The organism is Lacinutrix sp. (assembly GCF_023299985.1).
Lineage (GTDB): Bacteria > Bacteroidota > Bacteroidia > Flavobacteriales > Flavobacteriaceae > Lacinutrix.
Map to the genome: position 1 here is coordinate 1 of NZ_JALZVX010000209.1, position 16,538 is coordinate 16,538.

A 16,538-nucleotide genomic window follows, 5' to 3' on the forward strand; every position below is an offset into this window, starting at 1 on the left:
TTGTACAATAACCACTTTATTTTTAAATCTATCATCTGTTAATGATACTTGGTTTCCGTTTGCATCCGGAAATGTAAACGCTAAACTATCATAACCTTCGTTTAAATAGGTTAACGCGTTTGCGCTTGGCAACTTATAATTAGCATTGCGCTTCGCAGTAAAAGGTTCTTTCCAGTGGTTCCCGGAGAAAAAGGTTCCGTTAATGGTAGAGTCTGTTACTTTTCCAGTAAATAGAAAAGCATGTGCTCCATCGAAGGTTGACAGTTTTAAATCGGTTCCATTTACAACACCTTCAAGAAAACGGTAGTCTCCAGTTTCGGTTAAAAAAGTTCCAGTTACTTGGTTTCCGTTTTGTTTAAAAACACCTTTTGCTATGTATTTATCTTCTGCAGTATCTGGACTAAATAGTGTTTCCCAGTTTCCTGTAATGTTTGCTTCTGCTTTAGCTTCAACGTTAAAACGTGTTTTACTTTTTTTAGCTGTAAAAGGCACTACTCTACCTTTACCTTCTATTATAAAATTTCCATTAAGTGTTTGGTTTTCAATTTTTGCTGCTAAAAGCGCTTCAAAAACTGGCATGTTTATAAATACAGAGTCATTTCTGTATTCAATTTCATTAACCTCTATTTTTTCTTCAGCATTAAAAACAGTTAAATTATTAGCATCTTTTACTTTAAAAGTAAATGGCAATACTTCGGTTTTACTTATTTGCAACTCTGCTCTGTAATCACCAAATGCAAGAAATTCTTGTGTGCTTTTCTCTTGACAAGAAAATAATAAAGCGACTAGTAATAGAGTAATTATATATTTCATTTTGTACAATTTTATTTTGAAGTAGTCGAAATAACGACAATTTACTCACAAAAAAAAGACATTGCCTAAACAATGCCTTTTAACTTTTATAAAAAATTAGAAAATTACTCTTTTACTTCTTCAAGCTCAGTTAATTTTTTTGACTTTTTTTCAATCATTTCTTTACTTCTTTGTATAGATTTTTCATGTTTAGCTAACTTCTCTTCAACTCTTTTAAATTTTGCTTCACGTTGCGTAATTTGCTCTTCTGTTAACTTACCTTCAGCTTTTTGCTTTTCAAAACGTTCTTTAGCAACCGTAAGTTTATCTTTACCACTAGCTACCAAACGATTACTTTTTTCAAAACTATTTTTACTTTTAGCTACTCTTGCTTTAACAGCTTCTAAACGTTCTTTTTTATACTCACTTTTATCGCCTTTAAAAGCTTCACGTTTTACCTTAAGCGCTTCACGCTTTTCTTTAACAACATCACGCTTAGCTTTCATTTCTGCTATGATTCCTACTTTTTCTTCGTCAGATGCATTTTCAAGCTTCTGTTTCATTCCTTCTTTTTCTGCTTTTAGCTCGTCTCGTTTTCCCTTTAACTCTGCTCTTTCTTCCTTTAATCCTTCGTGACTTTCTTTAAGACCTTCTCTTTTGGCTTTCATTTCGGCTTTTTTCTCTTGCACTTCCGTTTTAAGCTCGTCTCTTTTACCTTTCAATTCTTGTTTCTTCTCCTGCATTTCGGCTTTAAGGTTTTCCTTTTTGGCCTTCATTTCTGCTTTTCGTGCTTTTTTATCACCTTTAACCTTTCCTTCTATTTTATCTTTAATTACTTCTTGTGCTAAAACAGACTGTGGAGTAGCAAACATAAATAGCCCTAAGGATACTAATACTATTTTTAAATATTTCATTTTAATTGTTGTCTTTTAATTCTTAATTCAATTCTTCTAATGCTTTTTCTAAATCTTTTGCTTCTTGCTCTAGATCGTTAACAATACTATCTGTTTCTATTTCGATAGTTTCTATTTGCTCTGTAGCTTCTAGAGTGGCTTCTTCTCCTTTTGTATCTCTACAAGAAGACACTGACAATAAGACTACCAATAGTAGTATGCTAAAAATTGTTTTCATTTGGTTGAGGTTTAATAATTTATATTTATCAAGATATAAAATTTATTAGAAGTTTAGGTTTACAGCATCTAAAAAACAGACTAAAGGGACTAAGTAACCTTTTTAACAGATTAACAACCTTATTTCTTGAAATTATTAAATAATCTAGCAAACAGTTTGGTTTTAAAAATGTAATAAAAGCTGATATTAAAATCTAAAAAGCTGCTAAGTATTGTTATATTTGTGCTCTTAAATCGTGTTATAAATGAAGATTTCTTACAACTGGTTAAAACAGTTTATAAAAACAGATTGGTCACCAGAACAAACTAGCGAACTACTTACAGACTTAGGTCTGGAGGTTGAAGGTTTAAACACTTACCAAAGCGTTAAAGGTGGTTTAGAAGGTGTTGTAGTTGGAGAAGTTTTAACCTGTGTGCAACATAGCAATGCAGACAAGCTAAAAGTTACCACTGTAAATATTGGCACAGAAACGCCTGTGCAAATTGTTTGTGGCGCACCAAATGTAGCTGCTGGACAAAAAGTACCTATTGCTACTATTGGTACAACTTTATATACCGAAGAAGGTGAAGCTTGGACTATTAAAAAAGGTAAAATACGTGGTGAGGAAAGCTTTGGAATGATTTGCGCTGAAGACGAATTAGGATTAGGAAAATCTCACGATGGTATTATGGTTTTACCAACAGATACTATTATTGGAACTCCTTGTGCCGATTTATTTAAAATTGAAAATGATCAGGTTTTTGAAATTGGTTTAACACCAAATAGAGCTGATGCTATGAGCCATTTTGGTACTGCTCGCGATTTAAAAGCTGGTTTACAACATAAAGACATTAACCTTGAATTAATAACACCTTCTGTTAGTGCTTTTCACGTAGATAGTCGCTCACTTAAAGTTGATGTTGAAGTAATGAACAAAGAATTAGCACCAAGATATTGTGGTGTTACTATTTCTGGAGTTAAAGTTGCCGAGTCGCCTTCTTGGATGCAGCACAGATTAAAAGCTATTGGCTTATCGCCAATAAACAATATTGTAGATGCAACTAATTATGTCTTGCATGAATTAGGGCAGCCACTTCATGCTTTTGATGCTAATAAAATTACAGGTAATAAAATTGAGGTAAAAACAGTAGCAAAAGGCACAAAATTTACCACTTTAGATGGCGTTGAACGCGAATTACATGAAGATGACTTAATGATTTGTGATGCCGAAAAACCACTTTGTATTGCAGGTGTTTTTGGTGGATTAGACTCTGGTGTGTCTGAGAATACAAATGCCATTTTCTTAGAAAGTGCTTATTTTAATCCTGTAAGTGTTAGAAAAACAGCTAAGCGTCATGCTTTAAATACTGATGCTTCTTTTAGGTTTGAACGTGGTATAGACCCAAACATTACAGAGTACGCGCTAAAACGCGCTGCAATTTTAATTAAAGAAGTTGCTGGTGGAGAAATTACAAGCGATATTTCTGATGCGTATTCTACCAAAATTGAAGACTTTCAAGTACATATTACATTCGATAAAGTAACAAAACTTATTGGACAAGAAATCCCGAAAGAAACAATAAAAAGTATTTTATCTTCTCTAGAAATTAAAGTAAATAATGTTACAGAAACTGGTTTAGGTTTAACTATTCCTGCTTACAGAAACGATGTACAACGTGAAGCTGATGTTATAGAAGAAATCTTACGTGTTTATGGTTACAATAACATTAAAACTACGACAAAACTTAACGCTTCTATTTCAAATTCTTCAAAATTTGAAGATCATAAACTACAGAATGTTGTAGGTAACCAATTAGTTTCTCAAGGTTTTTATGAGATTATGGCAAATTCGCTAACCACACCTAATTATATTACGCTTAGCGAGCAACTTAAAGAAGAACATAACATTACAATGCTAAACCCATTAAGTAACGATTTATCGGTTATGAGACAGTCGTTATTATTCTCTGGTTTAGAAGCTGTGTCTTATAACGTAAATAGAAGGCGTAGTGATTTAAAGTTTTTTGAATTTGGAAAAACATACCACGATTATAATAGTAAACGTGAAGAATACAAGCACCTTACTTTATTTATAACTGGAAATAAAACGCAAGAGAGTTGGACGTCTCCTCAACAAAAAGGAGATTTTTATTTATTAAAAGGAACTGTTGAGTCTGCTCTAGCGCGTTTAGGTATTACTCGCTACAGAGCAACACCTGTGAAAAACGATGTGTTTTCTGAAGGCATACAATACAGTCAAGGACAAACAGTTTTAGTAGATTTTGGTATTATAAAGAGTAAAATTACTAAACATTTTGACGTTACTCAAGATGTGTTTTTTGCCGATTTTAATTGGGATAATATTATTGAAGTTGCAAAACGTAATAAAATTAAGTTTACAGCCATACAAAAATATCCAGAAGTACGAAGAGATTTTGCTTTATTATTAGATGATAAAATAACGTTTGAAAACATACACACCATTGCAAAACAAACGGAAAAACAACTACTTAAAAACGTAAATCTCTTTGATGTTTACCAAGGTAAAAACTTACCAAATGGCAAAAAGAGTTATGCTGTAAGTTTTATGTTTCAAGATGAACATAAAACACTTACAGACAAAGTGATAGACAAAATAATGAATAAGCTTCAAAATAATTTTGAAAGTAAATTAGGAGCTGAATTAAGATAAATTATTATGGCGTTTTATAAGAAAATATTTTTTGTAGTTATTTTACTCTTTGTTTTTAAAGCTAGTGCTCAAGGCATTGAGACTAAAAAATCAAAAGATACTTCGTCCATAAAACAATTATTCCTACATGATGCTAAACAAGCTGTTCTAGGAGTAAAACACTCTTTCACAAGACCTTTTCATTGGCAAAAAAAAGATTTTACAACTTTGGGAACTGTATTATTTAGCGCTGCTGCTCTATACACAGTAGATGATGAAACAAGCGCTTATTTTGTGCGCCAAAAACCACCAGAAATTTTTCAAGAAGTAGGGACTCGTTTTGGTAGTCCTCAAGTATATTTTATTGCTAATGCCAGTCTCTATGGCTATGGTTTATTTACCAAAAATGAAAATTTAAGAAAATTAAGTGTTTTAATTATTGCATCCTCTTTTACCACAGGTGTAATACAAAGTGTTAGTAAAACTGCTTTTGGTCGCGCTCGACCACTAAACGGCTTTAAAAGTAATGAGTTTAGGTTTTGGTCTCAAGAAGCAGAATTTCATTCGTTTCCTTCTGGACATACTGTTTTATCTGTTACAATGGCACATGCTATAGCAAAACAGTTTGATAACACTTGGTCTAAAATTGCTGTTTACTCTTTAGGATCTATTGCTCCTGTCTCTAGATTATTTGCAGGTAAACATTGGCTAACAGATGTTGGAATTGGAGCTGTATTAAGTATTGTAGTTGTAGACAGTATAGATAAGTTTTTATTTAATTCTAATGCTTATAATTACAAAAAAGAGAAAAACATTTCATGGAACGTTACTTTTTCAGGTAACCAAATAGGGTTTACTGGAACTTTTTAATAAATTAATAAACAAAAAAAGATTAAATGATCCTCTTTTTTTGTTTATTAGCCAATACAATTTTTAATTAAACTATGCAACCTCAACAAAAAAGCATTTGGAGTTTAGTCGCAGGAATAGCCTTTTTAGGTATAGGTTCTTACAGAATTTATAATCACTTTTTTAGTGACAGTATTAGCTATGGTAACTTTAGGTTAATACTTGCTGTTGCATTTATTGGGTATGGTGCTTACCGTATTTACAATTACCTTAGTGCAGAATAAGATTAATTAATCGGTTTCTTCTTCTATTTCAATTCCATCAACTCTCTCAAACCTTAATTCGTTATCGCTATCTGATTTGGTAGCTCTAGAGTTTATTAGGTTATTATCTTTTTCTTGACCATAGAAACTAAGTAACAAGTCTTCATTTGCATATTTACCAACTAAATTTGAACCATAAGGTGTTTTTAACCAAAAGCATATTCCAGTTTCCATCTACAGCAATATAATGCTCTGTAAGCGATGTATAATCTAAACTCTCAAGACATTCTTCTACAGAATAAACCAACTCTTTACGAGAGGATTTTACAATTTTTTTCATGTCAGACACTTTTAGAATCAGCATTAATTTATTATTCTTTATTGTTGCTGCATATTTAATTTTTTTAGTATCAATACCTTCTATCAATAAATTAACACACTGCTGTACTTGAAAAGAGATAGAATCTGTTTCAAAAGATAAATTTGAAGTTACTCGTTCTTTATCAACTTTTAATTGTTCTTTTCTAATATCGTTTACAGCATCTATTGTATCTCCACCAAATATAGTAGCAATTGTTCCTGAGATTAAGGATAATAAAACAAAGGCAGCAATAATTAAGCAACCGCAACCATGTCATATTGGACGTTTAGATTGGTTAATACTGTCTTCCTTTTCAAGACTTCTAAGCATTTGATCTGTAAACTCATTTTTAGTATACGTTTTTTTACAGTGAGAACATTCGGCAACTCTAGATTTACTTATTGGAAATATTGGAATCCAGAAAAAGTGCGCGTAGCTACCAAAAGTAGCAGAGATAAAAGAATCTAGCGTTTGGCAATGTGGACAAGTAGTATTATTTAACCGTCTTTGTCCAATAGGATTTGAGTGGGTTTCAAAGAAAAAAATCATAGTTATTTGTTCTCTTCAAAAATAAATAAAATCTAACTATAATTTTTTTGCTAAAAGACAAAAACAACGGTATCCTTATATTATTAAAAATGTAACACTTAAAAAGTTAATTATAAGGCTCTTAAAATAAACTTAAAGTTGATTTTTTTTGTGAGATTATACTTTTTATTTCGTATATTTAAGTATAAGATTTTTAAAACAAATAGCTATGTCAGACACTAAATACATTAAGATTTACACAGGTAATACTATAATAATTCAGGTAATAAAACTGCGTCTTGAAGATGCTGGAATTAATCCTATAATTAAAGACGAAACAGAATCTGGACGCTTAGCTGGTTTTGGAACTGCATTACCTTCTTTACCAGAAATTTATGTTCACGAAAGCGAAACAGATAAAGCAGTGCGAATTGTAGAAACGGTTCGCGGTGAAATGGATTCAGGAAGGTTTGCTTGATTTTAAGTATTTTTATTATTTTTAAAATTTAAATAGACGCATGGAATATTTTAACTTTGATGATCTCATAACAATTCTCAGTACAATACTAATAACAATTCTCTCATTACTAACTTTGAGTTTATATAAGAACAATAATATTAGGTTAAAATCTAACAACGTACTGCACAAAAAGAATAGCGAATTGATGATTGCTAAAGAAAAAGCAGAAATAGCAATTAAAAATATTTCTGAAAAATTGAATCGATATACCTTTTTAAAACTTGATGATTTTGTGAAAAATGCTGTAATTCAATACCTATCGTATTTTTCTAGCTTTGTATCTGAGAGTAGAAAAACTTCAATTAAATTGAATATTGAAGAGGTTGATGAGGGAATAAATATTTCATTTGATTCTTCAGATGATATAGATGAATTAACGTTAAAGGATTGGTTTGATGACTATATAGATTTCTTGTATAATAAAGATGAAGTTATAACTATTGATACAGATAAATCTGTTACAAGTGATGAATCTGATATAATCATTCTAAAGTTGAAAAATCAAATAAATAACTTCAATAGACAGATTGATATAGCCAAAGTAGAAAATTCATTTCTCAAAGATGAAGTCAAGTATTTAAGGAATGTTACTAATCTTTTGAGTGCAAAAAGTAATCAATTTTTTATTTCTTCCACAAATCAAGACTCTGTTTCTAATAATCAAAATTATTATTCAAATGGTAGTCAATTTATTGGTAATACAATTAATGACGCAATAAATATTTCAAATGTTGATGAAAGGCTTTTGACTTTGATTTCAGATTTTTCTAGAAATGAAAAAGAGAAAAACCAATTATATGAGTCTTTTAACAAAGTTAAAGACAATACAACTAATGAAAAAGAAAAGAAAAAATCTGGCTCATACATAAAGAAATTTCTTGAGTCTGTATCTTCAGAGACAGCTAAAGAGTTGATTAGTTATATTACAGAAAATGCTTCAGGTTGGATGAAATATATCGATTTTATATAAAAAACTCCCAAATCACTTTAGGAGTTTTTTATTTCTAACTTCTAAAGCTATATCGCGTAATAATATCTTTTAGTTTTAGTTTAAGGTCTTCTCCTGTATCGAAAACCATTTGCTCGTTACTTGGAAAACGTAGTCTTCTGTTTTTTAGAACCACTCTATCTTCTGTAGTTAAAGCTCTTTTATCTCCTTTTACAGTTGCATAAAAGTTATCGAAAACAAACTCGCTATCTATTGGAAAGCTTTCTAAAACTTGATTTTGCTTTAAGTCGCTATACACAACTCTTGCAATAACTTGAGTAGATTTAAACTGGTTAAACTCGTTAAACCTCGCTTTAGCTGTAATTATTTTATCTTGCTTAATATCGTTTCCAAGACTATCTTTAACAACATTTCCATTAGTATCTAAAACGTATTCCCAACCATCTACAATATTCTTTTTTCTGAGTATTTGCGTTTCTGTAATACGTTCTGGAGATACATTAATTCTTTTTAACTGTAAAGCCATAGCATAATCGTATTCAATTTCTTGGCTTGCATTTGCGTGATAAACTGTCCATAAGTCGTTTAATCCGTAAGTGTTAAAATTTAACAAATCGCTTTGTAAACTAGCAGGTATTATTTGCTGTGTTTGGTTCTCTATATCTACAATTACATAATCTGTACCTTGATGATGTGCAACATCCATTAGTTGTCTTACATCTTTAAAGTTAGTATTAATACTTTCTATATAGTTAAGTGTTTTAAAAGCGGTTCTATTATCAATTTTGTTGTCGCTTTGCATTAAAGTAACAGCAGTATCGTATTTATAGTTAGAAACTTTTGCTCTATATTCAACTATAGAATTTGTATAGTCGTTAAAGTTTAAAGTCAATAATTGTCCATTAATATGTAAAGGCATTACTGCTTTTATAGCACGTTGTCTATCTTCTAAATCTAAATAGATATCAAAAATGTTTTGATACTGCTCTACATTGCCATCTTTTTTTAAATGGTTAATAGAACTATGGTTTTCTTCAACTACTTTATAAAATGCATCTTGTAACATAACAATGTAATCTTGCTTACGCTTTTTGTCTTTGTTATGTTCTAACTTTTTAAGCGCATTACTAATAGCCTGGTCATAATTGCCAGAGTGTAGTTGCTTTTCAATTTGCTTTCTTCCAACACAAGATGTTAGTATTAGAAGAACTACTGTAAATAGTGTAAATTTTTTCATCTTCTTGTGTTTTATGGGTTTATACTATAAGTATAAATTCAAATAGCGTGCCAAAACACAAAAAACCTTTAAACGCTATGTGTTTAAAGGCTTTTTATGTTTTAATATTCTTAAATATTAATCACAAAATAATTCTATATTTTAATTTTCAAAGCACTAGTTTTTCATGATTTTTATAAATCTATAGCTTTATATATTAAATCTCCATTATCACTAATGCCATTAATAATTAACTTAACATTTTCGCCTTGAGGTTTCTTTATTTTTATAATGTTTGAGTTGTTTGGTGTAAGCGTAACATTAGGAATCCAATCTATGGCACTGTAAGCGTTTTCTGATGCTTGACTTGGGTATGATAAATTATTATCATTAATACTTTCGTTGTTTTGAGAAAACCCATTACTTGTTTTATAGGCAGATGAGCCGTCTTTAATATTAGTAAAGGATCTTCCTCTTCTACTTATTAAATTTACCACACCATTTTCGGCAGTTATACCGTTACCAAGACCGCTTAGGTTAACAGATATTAACTCAAAATCTTGAATACTTCTATTACCTATGCTTATACCATATACATTATCATCTCTTCCTTGAGAAAGCTCAATACCATCTAGAACTATTTTAATTAAATCTGTGGCTAGACTTATAGACCCATTTCCTCTATAATTATATACAATTATTCTAGGTCCTTTATAAATAACTCTTAAACCAGTTATTCTGTTTTGCAAGTATTGTCCTAGTGTAAGAAAATCTTTTTCAGGATCTATTAAATAATCTTTAGTGGAACCTTTATTTATTACTAGAAACGGATTGTCTTTTTTTATTTCTTTAATTCTTTTCTTTTGTTTTGTTTCTGAACCCTCTAAAACTACTTCTCTTAATTTTTCAACATCTTTAAATAATGGGAAATTTACATTGTTATTTATTATTGGTTTTGATGCTGTTATTTTTGTTTTTTCGCTATTGATTATGTTAGACTTCTCTAGAGTGTTTTCTGCGCTGTAATTTACAAAGGTATCATAAATGTAAAATTGAGAATTTTCTGGCTGTTCTTCTTTATTTAATAATAATAATGCAAATTCTGAAGGGTGCGTTATAAGTAAATGATTAAATTGAAAATTTTTTTCAGAGTCTAAAGGGCTTTCTAATAGTTTTTTACTGTTTGCTATGGTTACTTTATAATCTGTAGGGTTTTCTAGTTTTGTGTTTACATGGCCTTTTAGTGTCAAACCTCTTTCTTCTTTAAATAATATTTTTTTATTAGCTATTAACTTATTTAAAAAATTAGTTTCATTGTCTTGAAAATAAATATCTAAATCTTCTTTTAATTCTTTATTGTAATTTTCGCTGAGTAGTGATTTAGTGATCTGTGAATTATAATCTATTACTTGACTGTCTTCATGTAACACACTAATACTAATATTTGTAGGGTTATATATGTTAGCTAACTTAATGTCTAAAGTAGCAGAATCTTTAGTTTGGGCAACTGTTTCTGCAGAGAGCTCTATTTTATTTTCTCTTTTGTAATAAAAAGGTCTTTCGGTTAGTATATTGTTTTTATCATCAAACACTGTAACCGTATTATAACCCTCGTAAATATCAGATTTTGGAAAATTTATATTATAATTCAGTGCTGTTTCAGATAGTGTAAATTTAGCAGTTCTACTTTTTAAACCTTTTTTATGAAGCACAACTTGTACAAATTTATTTTTTTTATTTTTTATAGTTTCAAGATTTGTTATCAAATCAAAAGAAATAGAGTTAGGATTATTATCATTAATTTTTTGTAATACAAAACCACTAGTATTTGCATTTGGCAAAATTATTTTTTGTTCCTTACCATCTATATCAAGCACAGCGATAAAATTAGAATTATAAGTGAAGTTACTCTTACCATAAAAGCTATTAACTTTATATATTTTGGAAACTTCTTCATTGGTTTTTGCATCAACTATTCTACCAATAATATTTTGATTATTATCTGTTTTTACTTTAAAGTAAATAGTGTTTTTAACATCTTTTAATAGACTACCACCTTCTGCAAAAAATGTTATTGAAGTGTTATTAATTGAATCTGTAGTTTTAAAACTAGTAACTGGATTATCTATATTCTGAATTGTAATTGGGAAATTAGAACCTTTTTTGAAGTTTCTATTCCATTGCGTATTTAATTGAAGCGTGTATTCTCCGGATTTTAAATCTTTTGGCAGTTTAATAGAACCATAAGACTTTCCGTTTTGTACAAAAAAGAGAGTGCTAAATACTAATTGATTATTAAAATCATATAGATTAACATGAAGGTTTTTAGTCTCTAGATTAGGTTTGTTACTAGATTCATTAACAACATAAGCTTTTAAAAAAACACTTTCTCCTGCGAAATATAAGCTTTTGTTGGTATGTAAATAGAAATTTTCAATATTATAATTATGAAAATAATCGTTATCTTCAGTAATTGGAAATACACTTTGATTAGTTTGACTATTGCTAAATTGTGTAAAAATAAACGTAATCATTAAAAGAATATAGCGCATAATTTATGTGTTTTAATATTAAAAATAGTGTTTTTAAACTAAATAATCAATTTATACTAAAACATTAATGGCTTTCATAATAATAATATCAACAATAACTGCACTAGCAACAATGCCATGTGTTAACAATTTATCTTCAATATTAAAACACATTAAAATGCGCAACGTATTCATTTAATCTAATAAATGAGATATTAAACTTTTATTTGCTTTTTTTAGGATTAAAAACTGGTAACAATTTGGTAGAAACTTCACCAAAACCAATTCGTGTTCCATCTTTCTCGCAATAACCACGCATTATTACAGTATCGTTATCATTAATAAATTTACGTTCACTACCATCGTTTAATGTTACAGGTTTTTCTCCTCTCCAACTCAACTCTAACATAGAACCGTAAGAATCTGGTGTTGGTCCAGAAATAGTACCACTTCCCATCATGTCTCCAGAGTTTACTGGACAACCATTTACTGTATGGTGTGTTAATTGTTGCGCCATACTCCAATACATATGTTTAAAATTTGAACGACTTACAACAGTTTCTTTTGCTTTTTCTGGTTGTATAGAAACTTCTAAATTAATATCGAAACTTCTCTTTCCTGTTTGTTGTAAATACTCTAATTGCTTTTTTAATGGCTTTGGGCTTTCAACACGATAAGGCTCTAAGGCATCTAAAGTAACAATCCAAGGCGATATAGAAGACGCAAAACTTTTTGCTAAAAATGGTCCTAATGGCACGTATTCCCATTTTTGAATGTCTCTAGCAGACCAATCGTTAAATAATACTAATCCAAAAATATATTCTTCGGCCTCTTCAATTGGAATAGGCTCTCCTAAATCGTTAGCATCTGTAGTAATAAAAGCCATTTCTAACTCAAAATCTACGAGCTTACTTGGTCCAAAAACAGGTTGTATTTCTCCTGCTGGTAAAGTTTGACCTTTTGGTCTATGTACTGGAATTCCAGAAGGAATTACAGAACTACTTCTACCATGATATCCAACAGGTATGTGTAACCAGTTTGGTAATAAAGCATTATCTGGATCTCTAAACATGGTACCAACATTTGTTGCATGTTCTATGCTAGAATAAAAATCTGTATAATCACCAATTTGTACTGGTAATTGCATTTCAATTTCATCTAAACGAAATAACACAGCTTCCTTGTGTTTAAGGTTTCCTTTTAGTTTTTCGTTTTCATCATCGAAAATTTCAGCAATTCTATTTCTTACTAAACGCCACGTTTTACGACCATCTGCAATAAAATCGTTTAATGTATCTTGAAGAAAAATATCATCAGTTAAAGGAATATCTTTAAAATAACCTAACTGGTGTAAAGCTCCTAAATCTATAGCTGTATCTCCAATTCGAGTTCCAATGGTAATAATATCATCTCTTGTTAAAAAAACTCCAAAAGGAATATTTTGTATTGGAAAGTCTGAATTCTTATCGACGTGCAACCACGATTTTCTATCTGGATTATTTGCTGATAATGGCATATGTTAATTGTTGATTTGTTGTTTATAAATTCTAAGTAAATATATGTTTTTTCAATTATTTACAAAGCTTATTTCTTATTTTTGATAAATTTTTAACTATAAATAGTTTTTCGCTTTTGCGAAAATAATAAAACATAAATCTATGCAACGCGACGAACAAATATTTGAATTAATTCAAGCTGAAAAACAAAGACAATTAAATGGTTTAGAGTTAATTGCGTCTGAAAACTTTGTAAGTGACCAAGTAATGGAAGCTGCAGGTTCTGTTTTAACTAATAAATATGCCGAAGGTTATCCTGGTAAACGTTATTATGGAGGTTGTGAAGTTGTAGATGAAGTAGAAACTATCGCTATTGAACGTGCAAAAACATTATTTGGAGCAGTTTATGCTAATGTGCAACCGCATTCTGGTAGTCAGGCAAATACAGCTGTTTATCATGCGTGTTTAAAGCCAGGTGATAAAATTCTAGGTTTCGATTTGTCTCATGGTGGACACTTAACACATGGTTCTCCAGTAAATTTTTCCGGAAAATTGTATAACCCTGTATTTTATGGCGTTGAGGAAACAACAGGTGTTTTAAATTACGACAAAATTCAAGAAATTGCTACTCGCGAAAAACCACAAATGATTATCGCTGGAGCTTCTGCATATTCAAGAGATATAGACTTTAAGCGTTTTCGTGCAATAGCAGACAGTGTTGGAGCAATTCTTTTTGGTGATATTTCACATCCTTCTGGACTAATAGCAAAAGGTATTTTAAACGATCCTATTCCGCATTGTCATATTGTAACCACTACAACCCACAAAACACTTCGTGGACCAAGAGGTGGATTAATTTTAATGGGAAATGATTTTGAAAATCCATTTGGTATTAAACTAAAAAACGGAAACTTACGTAAAATGTCTTCTTTGCTAGATTCTGGTGTGTTTCCAGGAAATCAAGGCGGTCCTTTAGAGCACATTATTGCTGCTAAAGCAATTGCTTTTGGTGAAGCACTTACAGATGAATTTATGCACTATATGCTTCAAGTTAAAAAGAATGCCGATGTAATGGCTAAAGCTTTTGTAGCTAAAGATTATAAAATTATTTCTGGTGGTACAGATAACCACATGATGCTTATAGATTTAAGAAACAAAAATATTACAGGAAAAGAAGCTGAACAAGCGCTTGTAAAGGCAGATATTACGGTTAATAAAAACATGGTGCCTTTTGATGATAAGTCGCCATTTGTAACTTCAGGAATTAGAATTGGTACTGCTGCAATTACAACACGTGGTTTAAAAGAGAATGAAATGCAAACCATTGTAGATTTAATAGATCAAGTAATAAACAATCATGAAGATGAAGCTGTACTTGAAGCTGTTGCAACTAAGGTAAATGATATGATGAATGGTTTACCGTTGTTTAAGATGTAATATGTTATTTTTTTTAACTAAAATTAATATATTGGTAAAAAAAATCAATTTTTATATGCATAAAGTCTTTACATTATTGACTATTCTTTCTGTAGTTTTTAGTTATGGTCAATTGTCGTTTCAAGATAGTGCTACCCTAAAAGGAGTGGGTTATACCTATGGGTCTTCCTTTTTTGGCGGAGGAGTTTCGTTTTGCGATTTTAATAATGATGGCTGGGACGATTTAACGTATTCGACAACTAATGGAGAACAGTTAAAGTTCTTTCAAAATAATAATGGAATTTTCACAGAAGTTGATTTAGGTATAGTAAATGACCAAAGAGTTAAACAAGTACTTTGGGTGGATTACGATAACGATGGCGATAAAGATCTTATGGCTACAAGTATTTCGGGCTTTAACAGATACTACAGAAATGAAGGAGGTTTAACTTTTACAGATGTTACATCAACTATAGGTTTTTTTACTAGTAATTTATTTACTTACGGTATTTCTTTTGGAGATATTGATAATGATGGTCATTTAGATGCTTTTATTTCGAATAGAGATCAAACAAATTCTAATCAACATAATTATTTATATAGAAATAATGGAAATGGAACTTTTACTGATACTACTGTGTCCGCAGGTATAAATTTAGATAGCGAGTTAACATTTTGTTCTGTATTTTTTGATTATGATAATGATGGTGATCAAGATATCTATGTTGCTAACGATAGACCTGAAAACGGAAACAGACTATATCAAAATAATGGAAATGGTGTATTTACAGATGTCTCGTTTACTAGTGGAGCAGGTGTTTATATTAATGCCATGTCTACAACTATTGGTGACTACGATAACGATGGATGGTTTGATATTTATGTAACAAACACTACAGCTGGAAACTACTTGCTTAGAAATAATGGAAATGGTGTTTTTTCTAATGTCTCTCCAAGTGTTGGAACAGAAATGAACTCTATTGCTTGGGGATCTGTGTTTTTAGATGCTGATAATGATAATGATTTAGATTTATACGTTAGTAGTATGATTGAAGCGGGTTCAAATATGCTTCCATCTGCTTTTTACGAAAATGATGGTTCTAATAATTTTAGTATTCCTTCAGGTATCGGTTTTGCTAACGACAATAGAGTGAGTTATGCAAATGCAATTGGTGATTTTAATAATGATGGGTTATCAGATATTGTGGTTATGAATGACACAGAGAACTACTTTCTATGGGAAAATACTACAACAAATACTAATAACTATTTAAAAGTAAAATTAGAAGGCACCCTAAGCAACAAAGACGGTATTGGTTCTAAAATAGAAGTTGCTAGTAATGGTAGCAGCCAATTTCGTTACACGCTTTGTGGAGAAGGTTATATTTCGCAGAATTCTAATACAGAAATAATAGGTTTAGGTGCAGATACTTTTGCCGATTATGTAAAAGTTACATGGCCAAGTGGTACCATAGATATCCTTACTAATGTAGCTGTTAACCAAACACTAAATATTATAGAAGGAAGTACGTTGTCTACCGATTCATTAGATCAAATGGTTAAATTTAGTATTCATCCAAATCCAACAAATGGAGTAGTAATGATTAAGAGTTTAAAATCTGATTTAAATCTTACTATATTTAATATTTTGGGCAAGCAATTAGTTAATAAAACAATAACTACAACAAAAAACAAAGTAGATATTAGTAACTATCCTAAAGGTGTTTACTTATTTAGTACAAAAGATGAAGCTGGAAATTTAACAACTAAGAAAGTTGTATTACAGTAAAAAAATATTTAGTAAAATGAATAAAAGAGACCATTCTTAAGAATGGT

At 30.4% G+C, this 16,538-nt stretch carries 16 protein-coding genes; 7 read left to right on the plus strand and 9 right to left on the minus strand.

Features of this window, described 5'->3' with window-relative positions:
* The 3 genes from Q0C58_RS11165 to Q0C58_RS11175 form a co-directional block, all read right to left on the minus strand.
* Positions 1-813: TlpA family protein disulfide reductase (locus Q0C58_RS11165; RefSeq protein WP_290701487.1), on the minus strand; the 813-nt coding region annotated here is incomplete at its 3' end.
* A gap of 104 nt (positions 814-917) precedes the next feature.
* Entirely contained in the window at positions 918-1,706 is a 789-nt protein-coding gene (locus Q0C58_RS11170) for a hypothetical protein (protein WP_290701489.1), read from the minus strand.
* A gap of 22 nt (positions 1,707-1,728) precedes the next feature.
* On the minus strand, positions 1,729-1,923 hold the full coding sequence (locus Q0C58_RS11175) for a hypothetical protein (protein WP_290701492.1): 195 nt from the start codon (positions 1,921-1,923) through the stop codon (positions 1,729-1,731).
* A gap of 244 nt (positions 1,924-2,167) precedes the next feature.
* Between Q0C58_RS11175 and pheT the strand changes: the two genes are divergently transcribed.
* The 3 genes from pheT (at position 2,168) to Q0C58_RS11190 (ending at position 5,706) form a co-directional block, all read left to right on the plus strand.
* On the plus strand, positions 2,168-4,594 hold the full coding sequence (gene pheT / locus Q0C58_RS11180; RefSeq protein WP_290701495.1) for a phenylalanine--tRNA ligase subunit beta: 2,427 nt from the start codon (positions 2,168-2,170) through the stop codon (positions 4,592-4,594).
* 6 nt (positions 4,595-4,600) lie between these two features.
* Entirely contained in the window at positions 4,601-5,443 is an 843-nt protein-coding gene (locus Q0C58_RS11185) for a phosphatase PAP2 family protein (protein ID WP_290701498.1), read from the plus strand.
* Between the two features lie 74 nt (positions 5,444-5,517).
* Positions 5,518-5,706 (plus strand): hypothetical protein, encoded by a 189-nt coding sequence (locus Q0C58_RS11190; RefSeq protein ID WP_290701502.1) that lies wholly within the window; start codon positions 5,518-5,520, stop codon positions 5,704-5,706.
* 6 nt (positions 5,707-5,712) lie between these two features.
* On the opposite strand, the gene Q0C58_RS11195 is transcribed toward Q0C58_RS11190, so the two are convergent.
* The 3 genes from Q0C58_RS11195 to Q0C58_RS11205 form a co-directional block, all read right to left on the minus strand.
* Positions 5,713-5,919: a hypothetical protein gene (locus Q0C58_RS11195; protein WP_290701505.1), complete on the minus strand. Its 207-nt coding sequence runs from the start codon at positions 5,917-5,919 to the stop codon at positions 5,713-5,715.
* Positions 5,861-6,025, minus strand: a complete 165-nt coding sequence (locus tag Q0C58_RS11200; protein ID WP_290701508.1) for a hypothetical protein — start codon at positions 6,023-6,025, stop codon at positions 5,861-5,863. The genes Q0C58_RS11195 and Q0C58_RS11200 overlap by 59 nt, the downstream gene beginning before the upstream one ends.
* A 294-nt stretch (positions 6,026-6,319) precedes the next feature.
* Complete coding sequence (locus tag Q0C58_RS11205; protein ID WP_290701511.1) at positions 6,320-6,595, minus strand: zinc-ribbon domain-containing protein; 276 nt, start codon at positions 6,593-6,595, stop codon at positions 6,320-6,322.
* Positions 6,596-6,803: 208 nt separating this feature from the next.
* On the opposite strand from Q0C58_RS11205, the gene Q0C58_RS11210 reads away from it, so the two are divergent.
* Complete coding sequence (locus tag Q0C58_RS11210; protein ID WP_290701515.1) at positions 6,804-7,052, plus strand: DUF2007 domain-containing protein; 249 nt, start codon at positions 6,804-6,806, stop codon at positions 7,050-7,052.
* A 187-nt stretch (positions 7,053-7,239) separates the two neighbouring features.
* On the plus strand, positions 7,240-8,064 hold the full coding sequence (locus Q0C58_RS11215) for a hypothetical protein (protein WP_290701517.1): 825 nt from the start codon (positions 7,240-7,242) through the stop codon (positions 8,062-8,064).
* A 34-nt stretch (positions 8,065-8,098) separates the two neighbouring features.
* Here Q0C58_RS11215 and Q0C58_RS11220 read toward each other — a convergent pair whose 3' ends face one another.
* The 3 genes from Q0C58_RS11220 to fahA form a co-directional block, all read right to left on the minus strand.
* A complete protein-coding gene (locus tag Q0C58_RS11220) occupies positions 8,099-9,280 on the minus strand; it encodes a hypothetical protein (RefSeq protein ID WP_290701520.1) in 1,182 nt (393 codons plus the stop codon).
* Between the two features lie 173 nt (positions 9,281-9,453).
* On the minus strand, positions 9,454-11,811 hold the full coding sequence (locus tag Q0C58_RS11225; RefSeq protein ID WP_290701522.1) for a hypothetical protein: 2,358 nt from the start codon (positions 11,809-11,811) through the stop codon (positions 9,454-9,456).
* Positions 11,812-12,013: 202 nt separating this feature from the next.
* Entirely contained in the window at positions 12,014-13,306 is a 1,293-nt protein-coding gene (gene fahA, locus Q0C58_RS11230) for a fumarylacetoacetase (protein ID WP_290701524.1), read from the minus strand.
* 142 nt (positions 13,307-13,448) lie between these two features.
* On the opposite strand from fahA, the gene glyA reads away from it, so the two are divergent.
* Together glyA and Q0C58_RS11240 are read left to right on the plus strand one after the other, a co-directional pair.
* Entirely contained in the window at positions 13,449-14,723 is a 1,275-nt protein-coding gene (gene glyA / locus Q0C58_RS11235; RefSeq protein ID WP_290701525.1) for a serine hydroxymethyltransferase, read from the plus strand.
* Positions 14,724-14,778: 55 nt separating this feature from the next.
* Positions 14,779-16,491 (plus strand): FG-GAP-like repeat-containing protein, encoded by a 1,713-nt coding sequence (locus Q0C58_RS11240; RefSeq protein WP_290701528.1) that lies wholly within the window; start codon positions 14,779-14,781, stop codon positions 16,489-16,491.
* Positions 16,492-16,538 lie beyond the last annotated feature (47 nt).